The sequence below is a fragment of the Microbacterium sp. 10M-3C3 genome, from assembly GCF_003931875.1.
Taxonomy (GTDB): domain Bacteria; phylum Actinomycetota; class Actinomycetes; order Actinomycetales; family Microbacteriaceae; genus Microbacterium.
Window position 1 is genome coordinate 266655 of record NZ_CP034245.1, and the last position, 16557, is coordinate 283211.

Consider the following 16557-nt stretch of genomic DNA (forward strand, 5'->3'; position numbering starts at 1 on the left):
CATCATGGATTACGGACACGATCTGCGCTTCGGCGCGTTCATCACGCCCACGGCGGCCGACCCGCAAGTGCCCGTGACCCTCGCCCAGATCGCCGAAGCGGCGGATCTCGACCTCGTCACGTTCCAGGACCACCCGTACCAGCCGGCCTTCCTCGACACGTGGACGCTCATGTCGTACGTCGCCGCGGCCACCGAGCGCGTGCACATCGCGCCGAACGTCCTGAACGTGCCCCTGCGTCCGCCGGCCGTGCTCGCCGGCGCCGCTGCGAGCCTCGACCTCCTCTCCGGCGGGCGCCTCGACCTCGGGCTCGGCGCCGGAGGGTTCTGGGACGCGATCGAGGCGATGGGCACGCCGAAGCTCACACCCGGGCAGGCCGTCACCGCCCTCGCGGAGGCCATCGAGATCATCCGCGGCCGCTGGGACACCAGCCAGCGCGGCGGACTGTTCACCGACGGCACCGTCCACGCCGTGCACGGGGTCAAGCGCGGCCCGCGGCCCGGGCACGAGATCCCGATCTGGCTCGGCGCCCGTCGCCCCCGCATGCTCGCCCTCATCGGCCGCTCCGCCGACGGCTGGCTGCCCTCCCTCCCGTGGCTCGAGCCCGGCGACTACGCGCGCGGCAACGCGCGGATCGACGAGGCCGCCGAGGCGGCCGGCCGCGACCCGCGTGCGATCCGCCGCCTGCTCAACGTCGGCGCCTCCCCGAAGGAGGCACGCGCGTGGGCGGAGGAGCTCGCCGGCTACACGCTCGCGGACGGAGTCTCGACCTTCATCGCGATGGCCGACGACCCGCGCGCGATCCAGCGCTTCGGCACGGAGGTCGCGCCGGCGGTGCGCGAGCTCGTCGCCCGCGAACGCGCCGCGCGCGGCACGGCCCCCGCCCCCACGCGGTCGCGCATCGCGCTGTCGCAGCGCCGCCCCGGCATCGACTACGACGCCGTGCCGTCGGGCGTTCGCGCGATCGAACCGGGCGACTTCGACTACGCCGACGTCGCGAACACCTATATGCGCGGCGGCCGCCCGGGCCTGATCCTGCAGCCGACGGATGCAGCGGGCGTCTCGCGTGCGATCGGCTTCGCGGCGCAGCATCCCGACGTCCCGCTCTCGGTGCGCAGCGGCGGACACGGCATCTCCGGGCGCAGCACGAACGACGGCGGCATCGTGATCGACCTCCGCCGGCTGAACGCGATCGAGGTGCTCGACCCCGCGCGCCGGCTCGTGCGCATCGGCGCGGGCGCGCGGTGGGCGCAGGTCGCGGCGGCGCTCGGCGAGCACGGCTGGGCGCTCAGCTCCGGCGACTACGGCGGCGTCGGCGTGGGCGGCCTCGCCACGGCGGGCGGCATCGGCTGGCTCGCACGCGAGCACGGGCTGACGATCGACCACGTGCGCGCCGTCGAGGTCGCGCTCGCCGACGGGTCCATCCGGCGCGTGGACGCCGACCACGACCCCGACCTCTTCTGGGCGATGCGCGGAGCGGGCGCGAACATGGGCATCGCGGTGTCGTTCGACTTCCAGATCGACGAGGTCGGCGAGGTCGGCTGGGCGCAGCTCGTCTTCGACGCGAGCGACACCGCCGCGTTCCTCGAGGGCTGGGGCGCCGCCGTACAAGCGGCGCCGCGCGACCTCACGAGCTTCCTGATCCTGTCGCCGGCGCGGGGCGGTCAGCCGGTCGCCGCGTACGTGATGGCGATGATCGACTCCGACGACGCCGACACGATCATCGAGCGGCTGCAGCCGTTCGCGCAGCTCGCGCCGCTCGTGCAGCAGTCGGTGCAGCTGACGACCTACCCGCAGGTGATGGCGAACGCCGATCTCGGCCCGCAGCAGGGCGCGGGCGAGCCCGTGACGCGGTCGGCGCTCATCGACGACATCACGCCCGAGCTGGCCGCGGCCGTGGCGCAGCTGCTCGCCACCGGCGCAACGCACTTCTTCTCGATCCGTGCCGTGGGCGGCGCCGTAGCCGACGTGCCCGACGATGCCACGGCATATGCGCACCGTTCGGCGAGCTTCTCGGTCGCGACCTTCGGCGCCGACGAGGCGCGGCTCGCGGCGGCTTGGGCCGACATCGCGACCCACTCGCGGGGACTCTATCTGAGCTTCGAGACGTCGCTGCGCCCCGAGCGCATCGAGGAGGCCTACCCGCCCGCGACGCTCGAGCGGCTGCGCGCGGTCAAGGCGCGTGTCGATCCGGCCGGCCTCTTCCGCGACAACTTCGCGATCGGCGCCGCCCCCGCCGTCACCGGCTGACCGCCGCTGCGCCTCTCCCGGATGCGGGCACTCGCGGATGGGGGAGAGGTCGGGCATGCTGGGGGCGAGCACGCGAGGAGCACCATGGCCGACGTCCCGAACCCCGACGCGCACGACGTCATCCGGGTCGTCGGGGCGCGGGAGAACAACCTCAAGGGCGTCTCGGTCGAGATCCCCAAGCGGCGCCTGACCGTGTTCACCGGCGTCAGTGGATCGGGCAAGTCGTCGCTCGTGTTCGGCACGATCGCGGCGGAGTCGCGCCGGCTCATCAACGACACGTATCCGACCTTCGTACAGGCGTTCATGCCGCAACTCTCCCGCCCCGACGTCGACGCGCTCGAGAACATCAGCGCCGCGATCCTCGTCGACCAGGAGCGGATGGGCGCGAACGCCCGCTCCACCGTCGGCACCGCGACCGATGTGCACGTGATGCTGCGCATCCTGTTCTCGCGTCTCGGGCAGCCGCACGTGGGGTCGCCGCAGGCCTTCTCGTTCAACGTGCCCTCGGTGCGCGGCGCGGGCGCGGTCACGCTCCAGAAGGGCGGCGCGACCGTCAAGGAGCGTCGCTCGTTCGAGATCACCGGCGGCATGTGCCCGCGCTGCGAGGGTCTGGGCGAGGTGAGCGAGATCGATCTGGCCGAGCTGGTCGACGACTCGCTCTCGCTCGAGGAGGGCGCCATCCGCGTCCCCGGGTACACCGCCGACGGCTGGATGGTGAAGGTCTATTCGGAGTCGGGGTTCTTCCCCGGCGACGTTCCGGTGCGGGAGTTCACCGAGCAGCAGCGGCAGGACTTCTTCTACAAGGAGCAGACGAAGATCAAGATCGGCAGCATGAACATGACCTACGAGGGGCTCGTGCCCAAGGTCACGAAGTCGATGCTGCAGAAGGATCGCGAGTCGATGCAGCCGCAGGCGCGTGCGTTCGTCGAGCGCGCGGTCAAGTTCCAAGCGTGCCCCGACTGCGGCGGCACACGCCTCAACGAGGGCGCCCGCTCGTCGAAGATCGGCGGTGTGAGCATCGCGGATGCGGCGGCGATGCAGATCACCGACCTCGCCGCGTGGCTGCGCACCGTCGACGCCCCCGAGGTGGCGCCGCTCGTGAAGGGGCTCCGCGAGACGGTCGACTCGTTCGTCGACATCGGGCTCGGCTACCTCTCCCTCGACCGCGCGAGCGGCACGCTCTCCGGCGGCGAGGCGCAGCGGACGAAGATGATCAAGCACCTGCGCTCGAGCCTCACCGACATGACGTACGTCTTCGACGAGCCGACGGCGGGGCTGCATCCGCACGACATCCAGCGCATGAACCGGCTGCTGCAGCAGCTGCGCGACAAGGGCAACACCGTGCTCGTCGTCGAGCACAAGCCCGAGGTCATCGACATCGCCGACCACGTCGTCGACCTCGGCCCGGGCGCGGGGCGCGACGGCGGCACGATCCAGTTCGAGGGCGATGTCGCCGGGCTGCGGGCGTCGGGCACCCTCACCGGGCGCCATCTCGACCACCGCGCGAGGCTCAAGGAGACCGTGCGCACCGCGACCGCCTCCCTGCCGATCCGGGGCGCGACGCAGCACAACCTGCGGCACGTCGACGTCGACGTGCCGCTGGGCGTGCTGACGGTCGTGACCGGCGTCGCCGGCTCCGGCAAGTCGTCGCTCATCCACGGCAACCTTCCCGCGTTCGACGACGTGGTGGTCGTCGACCAGTCGCCCATCAAGGGCTCGCGGCGCTCGTCGCCGGCCACCTACACGGGCGTGCTCGACGCGATCCGCACCGCGTTCGCCAAGGCCAACGGCGTCAAGCCGAGCATGTTCAGCGCGAACTCCGAGGGGGCGTGCGAGGCGTGCAAAGGACTCGGCGTCATCATCACCGACCTCGGCTTCCAGTCCACCGTCGAGACCGAGTGCGAGGTGTGCGGCGGCACCGGCTTCTCCGACGCGGTGCTGGAGTACACGCTCGACGGCCGCAACATCTCCGAGGTGCTCGCGATGTCGGCGGCCGAGGCATCCGCGTTCTTCCCGAAGGGGCCGGCGCACACGACGCTCGCGCGCATGGTGGATGTAGGCCTGGGCTACCTGACGCTCGGGCAGGCGCTCAACACGCTCTCCGGCGGCGAGCGGCAGCGCTTGAAGCTCGCCATCTCGATGGCGAAGTCGGGCGCCGTGTACGTCCTCGACGAGCCGACGACCGGCCTTCACCTCGCCGACGTCGACAACCTGCTCGCGCTGCTGGACCGCCTCGTCGACGCCGGCAACAGCGTGATCGTCATCGAGCACCACCAGGCCGTGATGGCCCACGCCGACTGGATGATCGACCTCGGTCCCGGCGCCGGCCGCGACGGCGGGCGGGTCGTGTTCGAGGGGACTCCGGCCGACCTCGTGGCCGACGCATCCACCCTGACGGGCGAGCATCTCGCCCGCTACGTCGGGGGCTGACGCGGCGCGCGACACACCACGCGCGTGCCGAAACGACACGTGGTTTCTCGACACGCGCATGGTGTTTCGGCGAGGCTGAGCGGATGCGGATGCACGCGGTGGACGAGCGCGACGCGCGGTGGGAACGGGACGACGCGGCCTTCCGGCTGTACGTCTTCCGTGGCCCCGACGCGGCCACGTACACGTTCGACATCGAGGACGCGACGCTCACAGAGGCGCTCGACCACGCGCGGATGGCGTCGGAGGGCGACCGCAACCTGTGGGCACTCGCGCTCGTCTCGGACGATGACGTGCGCGGGCGCGGCCTCGTGTGGCTGTCGGGGATGGACTATCACGACGCGGCCGACACTCCCGCGCAGCGGGCCCGCCGGCGTGAGATGCAGGACCGCTACCTCGCGGCGCGATCGCGCGACGCTCTGCCCGTCGTGCTGCCCGACGGGCGGCGGCTGATCCGGATGTTCCCCGAATGGGGGGCCGGGCCGTTGTGGGAGAGCTTCACCGAGAACTACCCGCTCGACCCCGCGACCCTCGACCTGCCCGACGGCCTCGCCGACGCGCTCGTCGTGTGGAACGAGGAGTGGAACGCGCGGGCGCCCGACGAGCCGCTCCCCGATCCCGACGGCTTCCGCCGCCGCGGCGCCGCGCTCGCCGACGCGCTGGAGGAGGCGCTCGCGGGCCGGGCGGAGATCCGGCGCGAGTTCCTCGGCTGATCCGCGCCGGCCGGCCGCGTCACCGGGTGTGAAACCGCTCCCACTAGACTGAGCGCCGCCGTGACCACCGCACAGACCTCCACCGCACGCTCGACGACCCGCCGCGACATCCAGGGTCTGCGCGCGCTCGCCGTCGTCGGCGTGATCCTGTGTCACGTGCTGGGCTGGCCGACCGGCGGGTTCGCGGGCGTCGACGTGTTCTTCGTCATCTCCGGCTTCCTCATCACAGGCCTGCTGCTGCGCGAGGTGGCCGACACCGGGCGCATCTCCCTGCGCGGGTTCTACGCCCGCCGCATCCGCCGCATCCTGCCCGCAGCGGTGCTCGTGATCGCCGCCGTCGCGGTGGCGGGGTGGTTCCTCTTCAACCGCACGCGGGCCGATGCGACGCTGTGGGATGTGGCGGCCGCCCTCGGGCTCGTCGCGAACTGGCGCTTCGCCGCCGTCGGAACCGACTACTTCGCGCAGACCGACGCCGTCTCGCCGCTGCAGCACTTCTGGTCGCTGTCGGTGGAGGAGCAGTTCTACCTCATGTGGCCGGGCCTCCTGCTCCTGATGCTCGTGCTCCTCGTGCCCGCGGCCGCGCGGCGAGGTGCGCGCGTGCCCGTGGTGGTCGGCGGCATCGCGCTCGCGGTGTCGGCGGCGTCGCTCGCCGCGGCGGCCGCGCAGACGGCGTCGGAGCCGACGATCGCATACTTCTCGACCGCCACCCGCGTGTGGGAGCTCGGGGCGGGCGCGCTCCTCGCCGCCCTCGCGCCGCTGCTCGCGCGCGTGCCGCGTGTGCTCGGCGGCGCGGTGCAGTGGATCGGACTGGCCGGGATCGTCTGGGCGTTCGCATCGCTCGACGCCGACAACCCGTTCCCGTTCCCGGGGGCCCTCCTCCCGGTCGCCGCGACCGCGCTCGTCATCGCGGGCGGAGTCGCCGGAGACCCCCGGCAGCGACACCTCCTCCCGCTCTCCAACCCGGTGAGCGTCTTCATCGGCGACGCGTCCTACGCGCTGTATCTGTGGCATTTCCCGGCGCTCGTGTTCGCGGGCGTGCTCCTCCCCGCCGGCGATGCGACGACGGCGATCGTCCTCGCGGCCACCGCCGTCCTCGCGGTGTCGACCTACCTGGGCTGGGAGCAGCCGCTGCACCGCTCGCCGTGGCTGCGCCGGGTGTCGGCGAAGGGTCCGGATGCAGCACCCCACGGTGCGATCGCGGCTCCGGCCGTGCCTGATGCGGCGCCCGCGGCACGTGCGGAGCTCGTCCGGTTCGAGCCGTCGGCGCCGACCCCGCAGCGCGTCGGCGCGAGCCGCCCGGCCGGGTGGGCCCCGGGCCAGCGCTACTACCCCGGACGTTCGCCCCGCCCCGCCGCATCCGCGCCCGCCGCCTCCGCCGCATCCGCGCCCGCCGTACCCGCAGCCCGAACCGTGTCCCACAATCCGCGACCTCGCTCCGCCCATGACCGCACGACGTGGGACATGTCGCGCGAGGAGTGGGACACGGCCGCCGCCCCGAACCCGGCCGACGCCGCCACCCCAGAGGCCGCCCCGGACGCAGCCTCCGCGCCGTCGCGGTCGTGGGCGGCCTGGCGTGCGCGGTACGCCGGGCAGATGGCGCTCGCCGCCGCCACGCTCGGCATCGGCGCCGCGGCGATCGTGCTCGTGCTGCAGAGCACCTTCGGCGCGCCCGTGATGGGGCCCCTCACCCCTCCCGTCGCGGATGCCACGACCGCCCCCGCCGAAAACCCGACCGCGGCCGTGCAGGCGGCGCTCGCCGACGCCGTCTCGGCCACGAGCTGGCCGCAGCTGAGTCCGTCGCTCGACGAGGTCATCGCGGCGTCCAGCGCGCAGAACCCGGCGCACGACTGCTTCTCGCCCGACGTCGCGCTCGATGCGGGACGCTGCACATGGGGATCGTCGGCCGCGCCGCACCATCTCTATCTCGTGGGCGATTCGACGGCCATGGCCTATGCGCCGGCGTTCAAGAAGCTCGCGGAGGACAGCGGCGGGCAGTGGCGCGCCACGACGGTCGGGCTGTACGGATGCCGGTTCACCGACGTGCTCGTGCAGAACAGCGGCGCCGGCGTGATGGAGGCGTGCCCGCAGCGCAAGCAGGACGTCGGCGCACTCCTCGCAGCCGACCCCGCCGACCTCGTCGTCGTGTCCAATGCCTACACCCTGGGCCGCGGGGTCGACGGCCGGCCTCTGTCGGCGACCGACCTCGTGCAGGGTGCGCGCGCGGAGATGGCGGCCTTCGGCGTGACCGGTCGTGTCGTCTACCTCGCGCCGCCGCCGCTGGGCGGTGATCTCGGCGCGTGCTACTCGCCCGTGACGTCGCCCGCGAACTGCGTGACGGCGGTCGATCCGACGTGGCGGGAGATCGAGGTCGCGACCGAGAACGTCGCCGCCGCCGACGGCGACCACGCCCTCAGCTCGCTGCCGTTCACGTGCTGGGACGACGTGTGCCCCGCCTTCGCCGGGGGCGTGCCGCTGCGCTACGACCAGACGCATTTCACGGTCGCGTACGCCGAGCGCATCGCGCCGGTCCTGGCATGGGACCTGCGCGCCGCCGGCCTGCTGTGAGGTATCACACCGCCGTTTCCCACAGCAAGATCTGGCCCGGATTCGGACTCGCCGTCCATCCTGGTTAGGCTGTCAGCGGTTTTCCTAGCGCCCGTCCCCGGAGGACGCCGGCCTGTTTCCGCCCCGGGGAGGCATGCTCGCGTGAGGTCGTTCAGCTGGCTGCGCACACGCCGCCGGACCCTCGTGTCCGCCGGCATCGTCACCGTCTCGGCGCTCGCGGTCACGACGATGGCGATCGCGTACGAGGGCTTTCCGACGACCGAGGTCGACCTCCACGACGGCGGCGTGTGGATCACGAAGTCCTCGAGCCTGCTCGTCGGCCACTTCAACCACCAGTCCGAGGTGCTCGACGGCGGGCTGCGCTCCGGCAGCGACAAGTACGACATCCTGCAGGACGGCGGCACGGTCCTCCTCCACGACGAGACGGGCTCGACCGTTTCGACCGTCGACCCGGCGATGGTGATGCTCGGCGATGCGGCGGAGGTGCCGGCGGGCGCCAAGGTCGCGCTCGGCGGCCCCACGATGGCCGTCCTCGACCCGTCGTCGGGCGCCCTGTGGGTCGCGCCGGCGCAGGCGGCGTCGAGCTTCTCGCCCGAGGGCGCGGAGCCCACCGCCGAGCTCGGCGAGGGCGCCGATGTCGCCGTGGGCCGCGACGGCACCGTCTACGCGGTGTCGCCGGAGGAGAAGAAGCTCGTCACGGTGCCGCGCACCGTCGACGGCGAGACGGGCGAGCCCGCCGAACGCGGGATCGACGTCGCCGACGACGCCGAGCTGACCGTGACGGTCGTCGGCACCACCGCGGCCGTGCTCGATGCCGACACCGGCGTCGTCCAGACCAGCGGCGGGGTGCGCACCGAGATCCCGGATGCGACGGGCGCGGTGCTGCAGCAGCCGTCGGCCACGGGCGACGCGGTGCTCCTCGCGACGGCCGCCGATCTCGTGCGGGTTCCGCTGGACGGGTCGGCGCCGACCGAGACGTCGGCCGACGGCGAGGGGGCCCCGGCGGCGCCGGTGTTCCTGGGCGGCTGCGCGTACAGCGCCTGGTCGGGCAGCGGGGCCTTCATCCGCGACTGCTCGGGCGACTCCAACGACCTCACGGCGAAGCTCGACGACCTCGAGGCGGGCGCGCAGCTGCGGTTCCGCCAGAACCGCGACGTCGTCGTGCTCAACGACGTCATCGGCGGCGCGGCGTGGATGGCGACCGACGCGCTGCAGCGGGTCGACAACTGGGACGACATCATCCCGCCGGAGGGCGACGCCGAGGAGGACGAGGAGACCACCGAGGAGACCACCGAGACCACGCTCCCCGAGCGCACGGAGGTCAACACCCCGCCCATCGCGACCGACGACGACTTCGGTGTGCGCCCGGGTCGTACCGTGGTCCTGCCGGTGCTCGACAACGACACCGACGCCGACGGCGACGTCCTGACGATCACGCTGCCGGACGGGGATCCCGGTCTCGGACCGGTACAGGCCATCAACAACGGCTCGGCGCTGCAGATCGCGGTGCCGGAGAACGCGTCGGGCGGCGACGTCTTCCGGTACGAGGTCGACGACGGACGGGGCGGCACCGACACCGCGAGCGTGCGCCTGACGGTGCGGCCGTGGACGGGCAACGCCGCACCCACGCCGAAGCGCGTGACGACGGTCGTGGTGGAGGCGGGCAGCTCGATCACGTACAACGTGCTGCCGGACTGGATCGACCCGGACGGCGACGAGATCTTCCTCTCGGGCGTCACCCCCGCCGATGGCGACGAGGCCGACTTCACCTCCGACGGACGCATCACCTACCGGGCGATCGGCGGTACGCAGGGCCGGAAGGACGTGCCGATCATCATGTCGGACGGGTCGGACGTCACGGAGGGCATCGTGCGGTTCGACGTGCGCCCTCCCGGCTCTACGGTGCCCGTCACCAACGCCGACCACGTCGTGGTCCGCGCCGGCCAGACCGCGACGGTCGCGCCCCTCACGAACGACACGAGCTCGGGCCGCGAGACGCTGCGGCTCACGCGCGTCGACCAGCTGCCCGGCGCCGAGATCGTGCCCGACTACGCCAACAAGACCTTCACGTTCCGCTCGTCGCAGCCGGGCGTCTACTACGCGCAGTATCTCGTCGCGGCGGGGCCCAACGCGGTCCCGGGCCTCGTGCGCATCGACGTGCTGCCGGACGCCGACACCGATCTGCCGCCGGTCGCCGTGCGCGACGTGGCGCTCCTCCCGAGCGGCGGCGACGTGCTCGTGAACGTGCTCGCGAACGACAGCGACCCCTCCGGCGGCATCCTCGTCGTCCAGTCGGTCACGGTCGACCCCGCCAGCGGCATCTCGGTGGCCGTGCTCGGCCACGAGACGCTCCGCATCACCGACCAGGGCGCGCTCGACGAGCAGACGCGCCTCACCTATCGGATCTCCAACGGCCAGCAGAGCGCCGAGGGCGAGGTCGTCGTCCTGCCGGTGCCCGCTCCCGACCAGCTGCGCCCCCCCGTCGCCAACGACGACCAGGCGGTCGTGCGCGCGGGCGATGTCGTGACGATCCCCGTGCTCGAGAACGACTACCACCCCAACGACGACACGATGCACGTCGCCCCCGACCTCGTCGAGCCGCTGCCCGCGCCCGAGGACGGCCAGATCTTCGTGTCGCAGGACACGGTGCGGTTCAAGGCGGGCCCCGAGGCGAAGACCGTGTACGCGACGTACGAGGTCGTCGACTCGAGCGGCCAGAAGGACGCCGGCTACATCACGATCCAGGTGCTCCCCGTCGACGCCGACACCAACCAGGCGCCCCGGCCCAAGGACATCACCGCGCGCACGCTCAGCGGCGCGGAGGTGCGCGTGCCGATCCCGCTTGACGGCCTCGACCCCGACGGCGACTCGGTCGAGCTCATCGGCCTCGACTCGGCGCCCGAGAAGGGGCGCGTGACCGAGGTCGGGTCCAACTACCTCACCTATCAGGCGTTCGAGGGCGAGACCGGCGCGGATGCCTTCACCTACCGTATGCGCGACCGGCTCGGCGCCGAGGCAACCGCGGCGGTGCGGATCGGCATCGCGCCGACCGAGGCGGCCAACCAGGCGCCGTACGCGGTCAAGGACTCGGTCATCATGCGTCCGGGTCGCGAAGTGGCCGTGCCGGTGCTCGCGAACGACTCCGACCCCGAGGGCGACACGATCGGCCTCCTCAGCGACGGCCTGATCCTCCCCGACGTGCCGGGGCTCGACGCCCGGGTCGTCGGCGACCGCGTCGTCGTGACCTCCCCCGGCGAGCCGGTCGAGACGAGCCTGCAGTACACGATCCAGGATGCCCGCGGCGCGGAGGCGCGCGCGGTGCTCCAGGTGACCGTGGCCGAGGACGTGCCCCTGCAGCGACCGATCGCGCGCGACGACCGCGTGCGTCCGACGGACGTGCAGGAGGACAGCTACGCCGACATCGACGTGCTGAACAACGACGAGGACCCCGACGGCACGGTCGACGCGCTCGACATCGACGTCGACAGCGCGGGTGCGCGCGTCCTCGGCGACGGCGTCGTCCGCGTGCCGATCCTCGAGCAGGCGCAGCTGATCACCTACACGATCACCGACGACGACGACCTGTCGGCCTCGGCGTTCCTGTTCGTGCCGGCGCTCGGCGACCTGCCGCCCGTGCTCGACTCCGACGGCATCGAGGTCAAGAGCGGCGAGACGGTTCGCATCCCGCTCGCCGACCATGTCCGCGCCGTCGGCGGTCGCGACGTCGTGATCACCGAGGCCGCGAAGGTGTTCGCCGCGCACAACGACGGCGCCTCGCTCGTGGGCGACCAGCGCACGCTCGTCTACACGTCGGCGCAGGGCTACTTCGGTCAGGACGCCATCACGTTCGAGGTGACCGATGGCACCGGCCCCGACGATCCCGAGGGGCGCAAGGCCACGCTCGTGCTGCCGGTGACGGTGCTGCCCCCCGACAACCAGCCGCCGACCTTCGTCAACGGCCAGATGGACGTCGCGCCGGGCGAGGATGCGACCGGGCTCGACCTGCGCGCGCTCACCACCGACCCCGACGAAGGTGACCTCGACGACATGCGCTACCGGATCGACGGCAGCGTCCCGGGCGGGCTCGACGCGTCGATCGACGGTCAGACGCTGCGCGTGCGCGCCGACGCCGATGTGCGCAAGGGGACGACCGCCGAGATCGGCGTGCTCGTCGACGACGGCGAGGCCGATCCCGTCGCCGGCACCGTGACCGTGCGGATCACCGCATCCACGCGCCCGCTCCCGACCGCGAACGACGACGTCATCCCCGAGGCCGACCAGGGCAAGCAGATCTCGGTGCCCGTGCTCGCGAACGACTTCAACCCGTTCCCCGACCGGCCGCTGAAGGTCGTCGCCGCGGCCACCGAGACCGGTGACGGCCGCGCCGAGGTCAGCGGTGACCAGGTGTCGGTGACGCCGTCGGCGCGCTTCTTCGGCACGATGGTCGTGCGCTACCGCATCCAGGATGCGACCGGCGACCCCGACCGCGAGACCGAGGGCCGCATCCGGCTCACCGTGCAGGGCAAGCCGGATGCGCCGGGCACGCCGACGGTCTCGAGCGTGCAGGACCGGACCGTCGTGCTGGCGTGGACGCCGCCGCCGAACAACGGCGCCCCCATCACGGGGTACACGGTGCGCTCGACCGCGGGCTCGTACACGAAGCAGTGCGCCTCGACGACGTGCACGCTCGACGGCCTGACCAACAACGTCGAGTACAACTTCGTCGTCACGGCGACCAACCGGGTCGGCGAGTCCGACCCGTCGGCGCCGTCGGAGACCGCGCGCCCCGACGCGCGTCCCGACACCCCGGCCCCGCCGACGCTTCGATTCGGCGACAAGTCGCTCAACGTCGCGTGGACGACCCCGTCCACCCCCGGCTCGCCGGTCGAGTCGTACACACTCGAGATCTCGCCCGCGCCGCCCTCCGGGATCACGCAGAAGACCGGCGTGACCGGCAACTCGCTCGTGTGGGACGGCCTCGAGAACGGCACGGCCTATCAGGTGCGCGTGCAGGCCCACAACCGCGCGCCCGAGCCCTCGAGCTGGAGCGGCTACTCGGCGAGCGAGATCCCCGCCGGGCCCCCCGCCGCGCCCGCGGCGCCCACGACGACCCGCCTGGACCCGGTGGGCAGCCAGGCCCAGCTGCAGGTGAACTGGCAGGCGCCGAACAGCAACGGCGACGCGATCTCGGGCTACGAGCTCAAGGTGCTGCGCGGCGGTGCCGTGATCAACACGCTCTACCCGTCGGCCGGGCAGACCTCCCAGGCCGTGGTCGTCGACCCCAGCCGCGAGGACTACACGTTCACGGTGGCTGCGAAGAACAAGGCCGGCATGGGGCAGGCGAGCCCGCAGTCCGCCCCGCGTCGTGCCTTCACGCCGCCGGGAGCCCCGCAGGGCGTCAGCGCGTCGACGCCGCGCCCCGACAACTCGATCGTCGTGTCGTACCAGCCCGCGCCGACCAACGGCGCCGACCCGGGCTCGATCCGCTATGAGTACTCGCTCAACGGCGGCGGCTGGCGCAGCGACTGGGATCAGTCGCGCATCACGAACGGCATCTCCAACGGCACGTCCTACACCGTGACGCTCCGCGCGGTCACGAGCCAGGACGGCACGACCTACACCGGCCCGAATTCCAATACGAGCAACGCGGCCGTGCCGTACGGCCCCATCCGCAACCCGGGAGCCGACGCGCGCGCCAGCGGCACGCAGATCACGTTCTCGTGGTCGGCGCCCGCGCCCAACGGTCGTGCGATCACGTCGATGGAGATCCGCATCGACGGCGGCAGCTGGCAGGGCGTCGCCGCGAACGGTTCGACGACGCGCGACTACGGCTACTCGGAGAGGCACACGATCGACGTGCGGGCCACGGATGCCGCGAACCAGCAGTCGACCGCGAGCGCCGCCGCGACGACGGCGAACCCGCCGCAGCCGCGGGTCACGGTCAGCAAGGGCGGCAGTGCGCAGGGGCAGGACAACTGCTCGTCGTCGTCGTGTGCGTACCTCGTGGTGAACACGCAGGACTTCCCCGCCGGCAACTACCAGGTGTACTGCTACTCCAGCCGCGACGGCGAGTTCGCCGGCGGTCGGTCCTGGGACCTGCCGAGGAACGGTTCGACCCAGCTCGGCTGCTACTACGGCTACCCGGGCGACCAGGTGTGGGTCCGCATCCAGGGGTACGGCGAGTCCGAGAGATACACGTGGCGCTAGCCGCGACACAGCACGCACGATGAGAAGGATGACGCCATGACCATGACCCCCGACCAGGCCGCCTGGTTCGAGACGACTTTCTCGCGGCTCGTCGACAACGTCGACCGTGCGCTCATGGGCAAGCGCGACGTCGTCGGCCTCGTGCTCTCCGCCATGCTCGCGGAGGGCCACGTGCTCCTCGAGGACGCCCCCGGCACCGGCAAGACGAGCCTTGCGAAGGCGCTCGCCGCGACCGTGCAGGGCACGAGCGCGCGTATCCAGTTCACGCCCGACCTGCTGCCCTCCGACGTCACCGGCGTGACGATCTACGACCAGAACACACGCACGTTCGAGTTCCACCGCGGACCCGTGTTCGCGTCGATCCTGCTCGCCGACGAGATCAACCGGGCCTCGCCCAAGACGCAGTCGGCGCTCCTGGAGGTCATGGAGGAGTCACGCGTGACCGTCGACGGCGTCGCGCACGAGGTGGGTCGCCCCTTCCTCGTGATCGCGACGCAGAACCCGATCGAGCAGGCCGGCACCTACAAGCTGCCCGAGGCGCAGCTCGACCGCTTCCTCGTGAAGACCTCGATCGGCTACCCCGAGCTCGACGTCGCCGAGCGGATCCTCGCGGGCTCCGCCGACCGCAACCCGTCGGCCAACCTCCCCGCTCTGATCACGACCGGCGCCGTCGCCGACATGGCCGACCTCGCCGCGACCGTGCACGTCGAGCCGGCGGTGCTGCGCTACACGGCCGAACTCGCCGAGGCGACCCGCACGGATGAGGCGACCCGCCTGGGGGTGTCGGTGCGCGGTTCGCTCGCCATGGTGCGGATCGCGAAGGTGCGCGCGGCCTCGCAGGGCCGTCACTACGTCATCCCCGACGATGTGAAGGAGCTCGTCGCCCCGGTGTGGACGCACCGCCTCGTCATGGATCCCGAGGCCGAGTTCACCGGCGTCACGGCCGAGACGGTCATCGCGCGCACGATCGGCGCCGTCGCGGCACCGCAGGCGAGGTCGGCGGCCTGATGTCCGAGACGACGCTCGCCGACTCCCCCGCCGGGCCCGGCCCGGCGGGGGAGTCCGACGGGTCCGCGGCCGGCGCGATGCCGACCGGTCCCGGTGCGGCGACGGTCCGCACCGGGCACACCGGTGCGGCTGCGCACACCGTACCGCTCGGCAGCACGCGGTCGGCGCTGCGCGAGGTCGCGGCGCCCGCCGCGGCGCGCGTGTGGCGGCGGGTGCGCAGCATCCTGGTCGTCGTCCGGCCCCTCGGCTGGGTGCTCATCGCCGCGACGATCGTGCTGGGCGTGCTCGGACTCGCGCTCGGATGGCGCGAGCTCGTCGTGACGGCCACGGTGCTCGCGTTCACGGTCGCGCTGTGCGCGGTGTTCCTCATCGGACGCACCGACTACGACGTCGGCCTCGACCTCACGCGCACCCGCGTGGTCGTGGGGGAGCGCGCGGTCGGCGCGCTCACGCTCGCCAACGCCGGTTCGCGCGCGATCCTGCCGTCCCGCGTCGTGCTCCCCGTCGGTGCCGGTCGCGGCGAGTTCGCCGTCGGCCGCCTCGCTCCGGGCGCCTCGGCAGAGGAGCTCTTCGCGATCCCGACCCAGCGCCGTGCGGTGCTGCCGGTCGGCCCCGTCAGCGTCGTGCGCGGCGATCCCCTCGGCGTCTTCGAGCGCGTGCACCGGCGCGACGAGCCCGTCGACCTGTACGTGCACCCGCGCACCGTGCGCTTCGACGGCCAGTCGCTCGGCTTCCTCCGCGACCTCGAGGGCCTCCCCGCCACCGATCTCTCGCGCGACGACGTGTCCTTCCACGCGCTGCGCGAGTACCAGCCGGGCGATGACCGCCGCAACGTGCACTGGCGCTCGACCGCCCGCACGGGCACCCTGATGGTGCGTCAGTACGAGGAGACGCGCCGCTCGCACTTCGTGATCGGGCTGTCGACGCATCCGGCCGACTACGCCGAGCCCGACGAGCTCGAGCTCGCGATCTCGGCCGCCGGCTCGCTCGGCCTGCGCGCGCTGCAGGACTCGCAGCGCGTCGAGGTGCGCGTCCAGGGGGCGGAGCTCCCTTCCGCAACCGGCAAGCAGTTCCTCGACGGGCTGTCGGGCCTCGTCTTCTCCCGCCCCCGGCAGGGCGACATCGTCGACCTCGCCGGGCACGTCGCGGCGACCCTCCCGACCGCGAGCATCGTCGTGCTCGTGTGCGGCAGCGCCGTCGCGGCTGCGCGCCTGCGCGTCGCGTGCGGGCGGCTGCCGTTCGGCGCCCGCGTGCTCGCCGTCGTCGCCGACGGCACCGCGGATGCGCCGTCCCTGCGTCGCATCGCCGACGCCGACGTGCTCACCATCGGCGCGCTCGATCAGCTCCCCCCGGCCCTGCGGCGGGTGCTCGCGTGACTACACCTCGCGA

7 protein-coding genes are annotated in these 16557 nt (G+C 72.6%); all 7 read left to right on the forward strand.

Features of this window, described 5'->3' with window-relative positions; genetic code table 11:
- Positions 1-4: 4 nt before the first annotated feature.
- The 7 genes from EI169_RS01205 (at position 5) to EI169_RS01235 (ending at position 16544) form a co-directional block, all read left to right on the forward strand.
- Positions 5-2248 (forward strand): LLM class flavin-dependent oxidoreductase, encoded by a 2244-nt coding sequence (locus EI169_RS01205; RefSeq protein ID WP_125130242.1) that lies wholly within the window; start codon positions 5-7, stop codon positions 2246-2248.
- Between the two features lie 84 nt (positions 2249-2332).
- Positions 2333-4678, forward strand: a complete 2346-nt coding sequence (locus tag EI169_RS01210) for an excinuclease ABC subunit UvrA (RefSeq protein ID WP_125130244.1) — start codon at positions 2333-2335, stop codon at positions 4676-4678.
- Between the two features lie 83 nt (positions 4679-4761).
- A complete protein-coding gene (locus EI169_RS01215) occupies positions 4762-5388 on the forward strand; it encodes a hypothetical protein (RefSeq protein WP_125130246.1) in 627 nt (208 codons plus the stop codon).
- 60 nt (positions 5389-5448) lie between these two features.
- Positions 5449-7953, forward strand: coding sequence for an acyltransferase family protein (locus EI169_RS01220; protein ID WP_125130248.1), 2505 nt, complete (start codon positions 5449-5451; stop codon positions 7951-7953).
- Between the two features lie 141 nt (positions 7954-8094).
- Positions 8095-14160, forward strand: a complete 6066-nt coding sequence (locus EI169_RS01225) for an Ig-like domain-containing protein (protein ID WP_125130250.1) — start codon at positions 8095-8097, stop codon at positions 14158-14160.
- A gap of 36 nt (positions 14161-14196) precedes the next feature.
- Positions 14197-15168 (forward strand): MoxR family ATPase, encoded by a 972-nt coding sequence (locus tag EI169_RS01230; protein WP_125130252.1) that lies wholly within the window; start codon positions 14197-14199, stop codon positions 15166-15168.
- On the forward strand, positions 15168-16544 hold the full coding sequence (locus EI169_RS01235) for a DUF58 domain-containing protein (RefSeq protein ID WP_125130254.1): 1377 nt from the start codon (positions 15168-15170) through the stop codon (positions 16542-16544). Before EI169_RS01230 ends, EI169_RS01235 begins: the two co-directional genes overlap by 1 nt.
- The last annotated feature ends 13 nt before the right edge of the window (positions 16545-16557 follow it).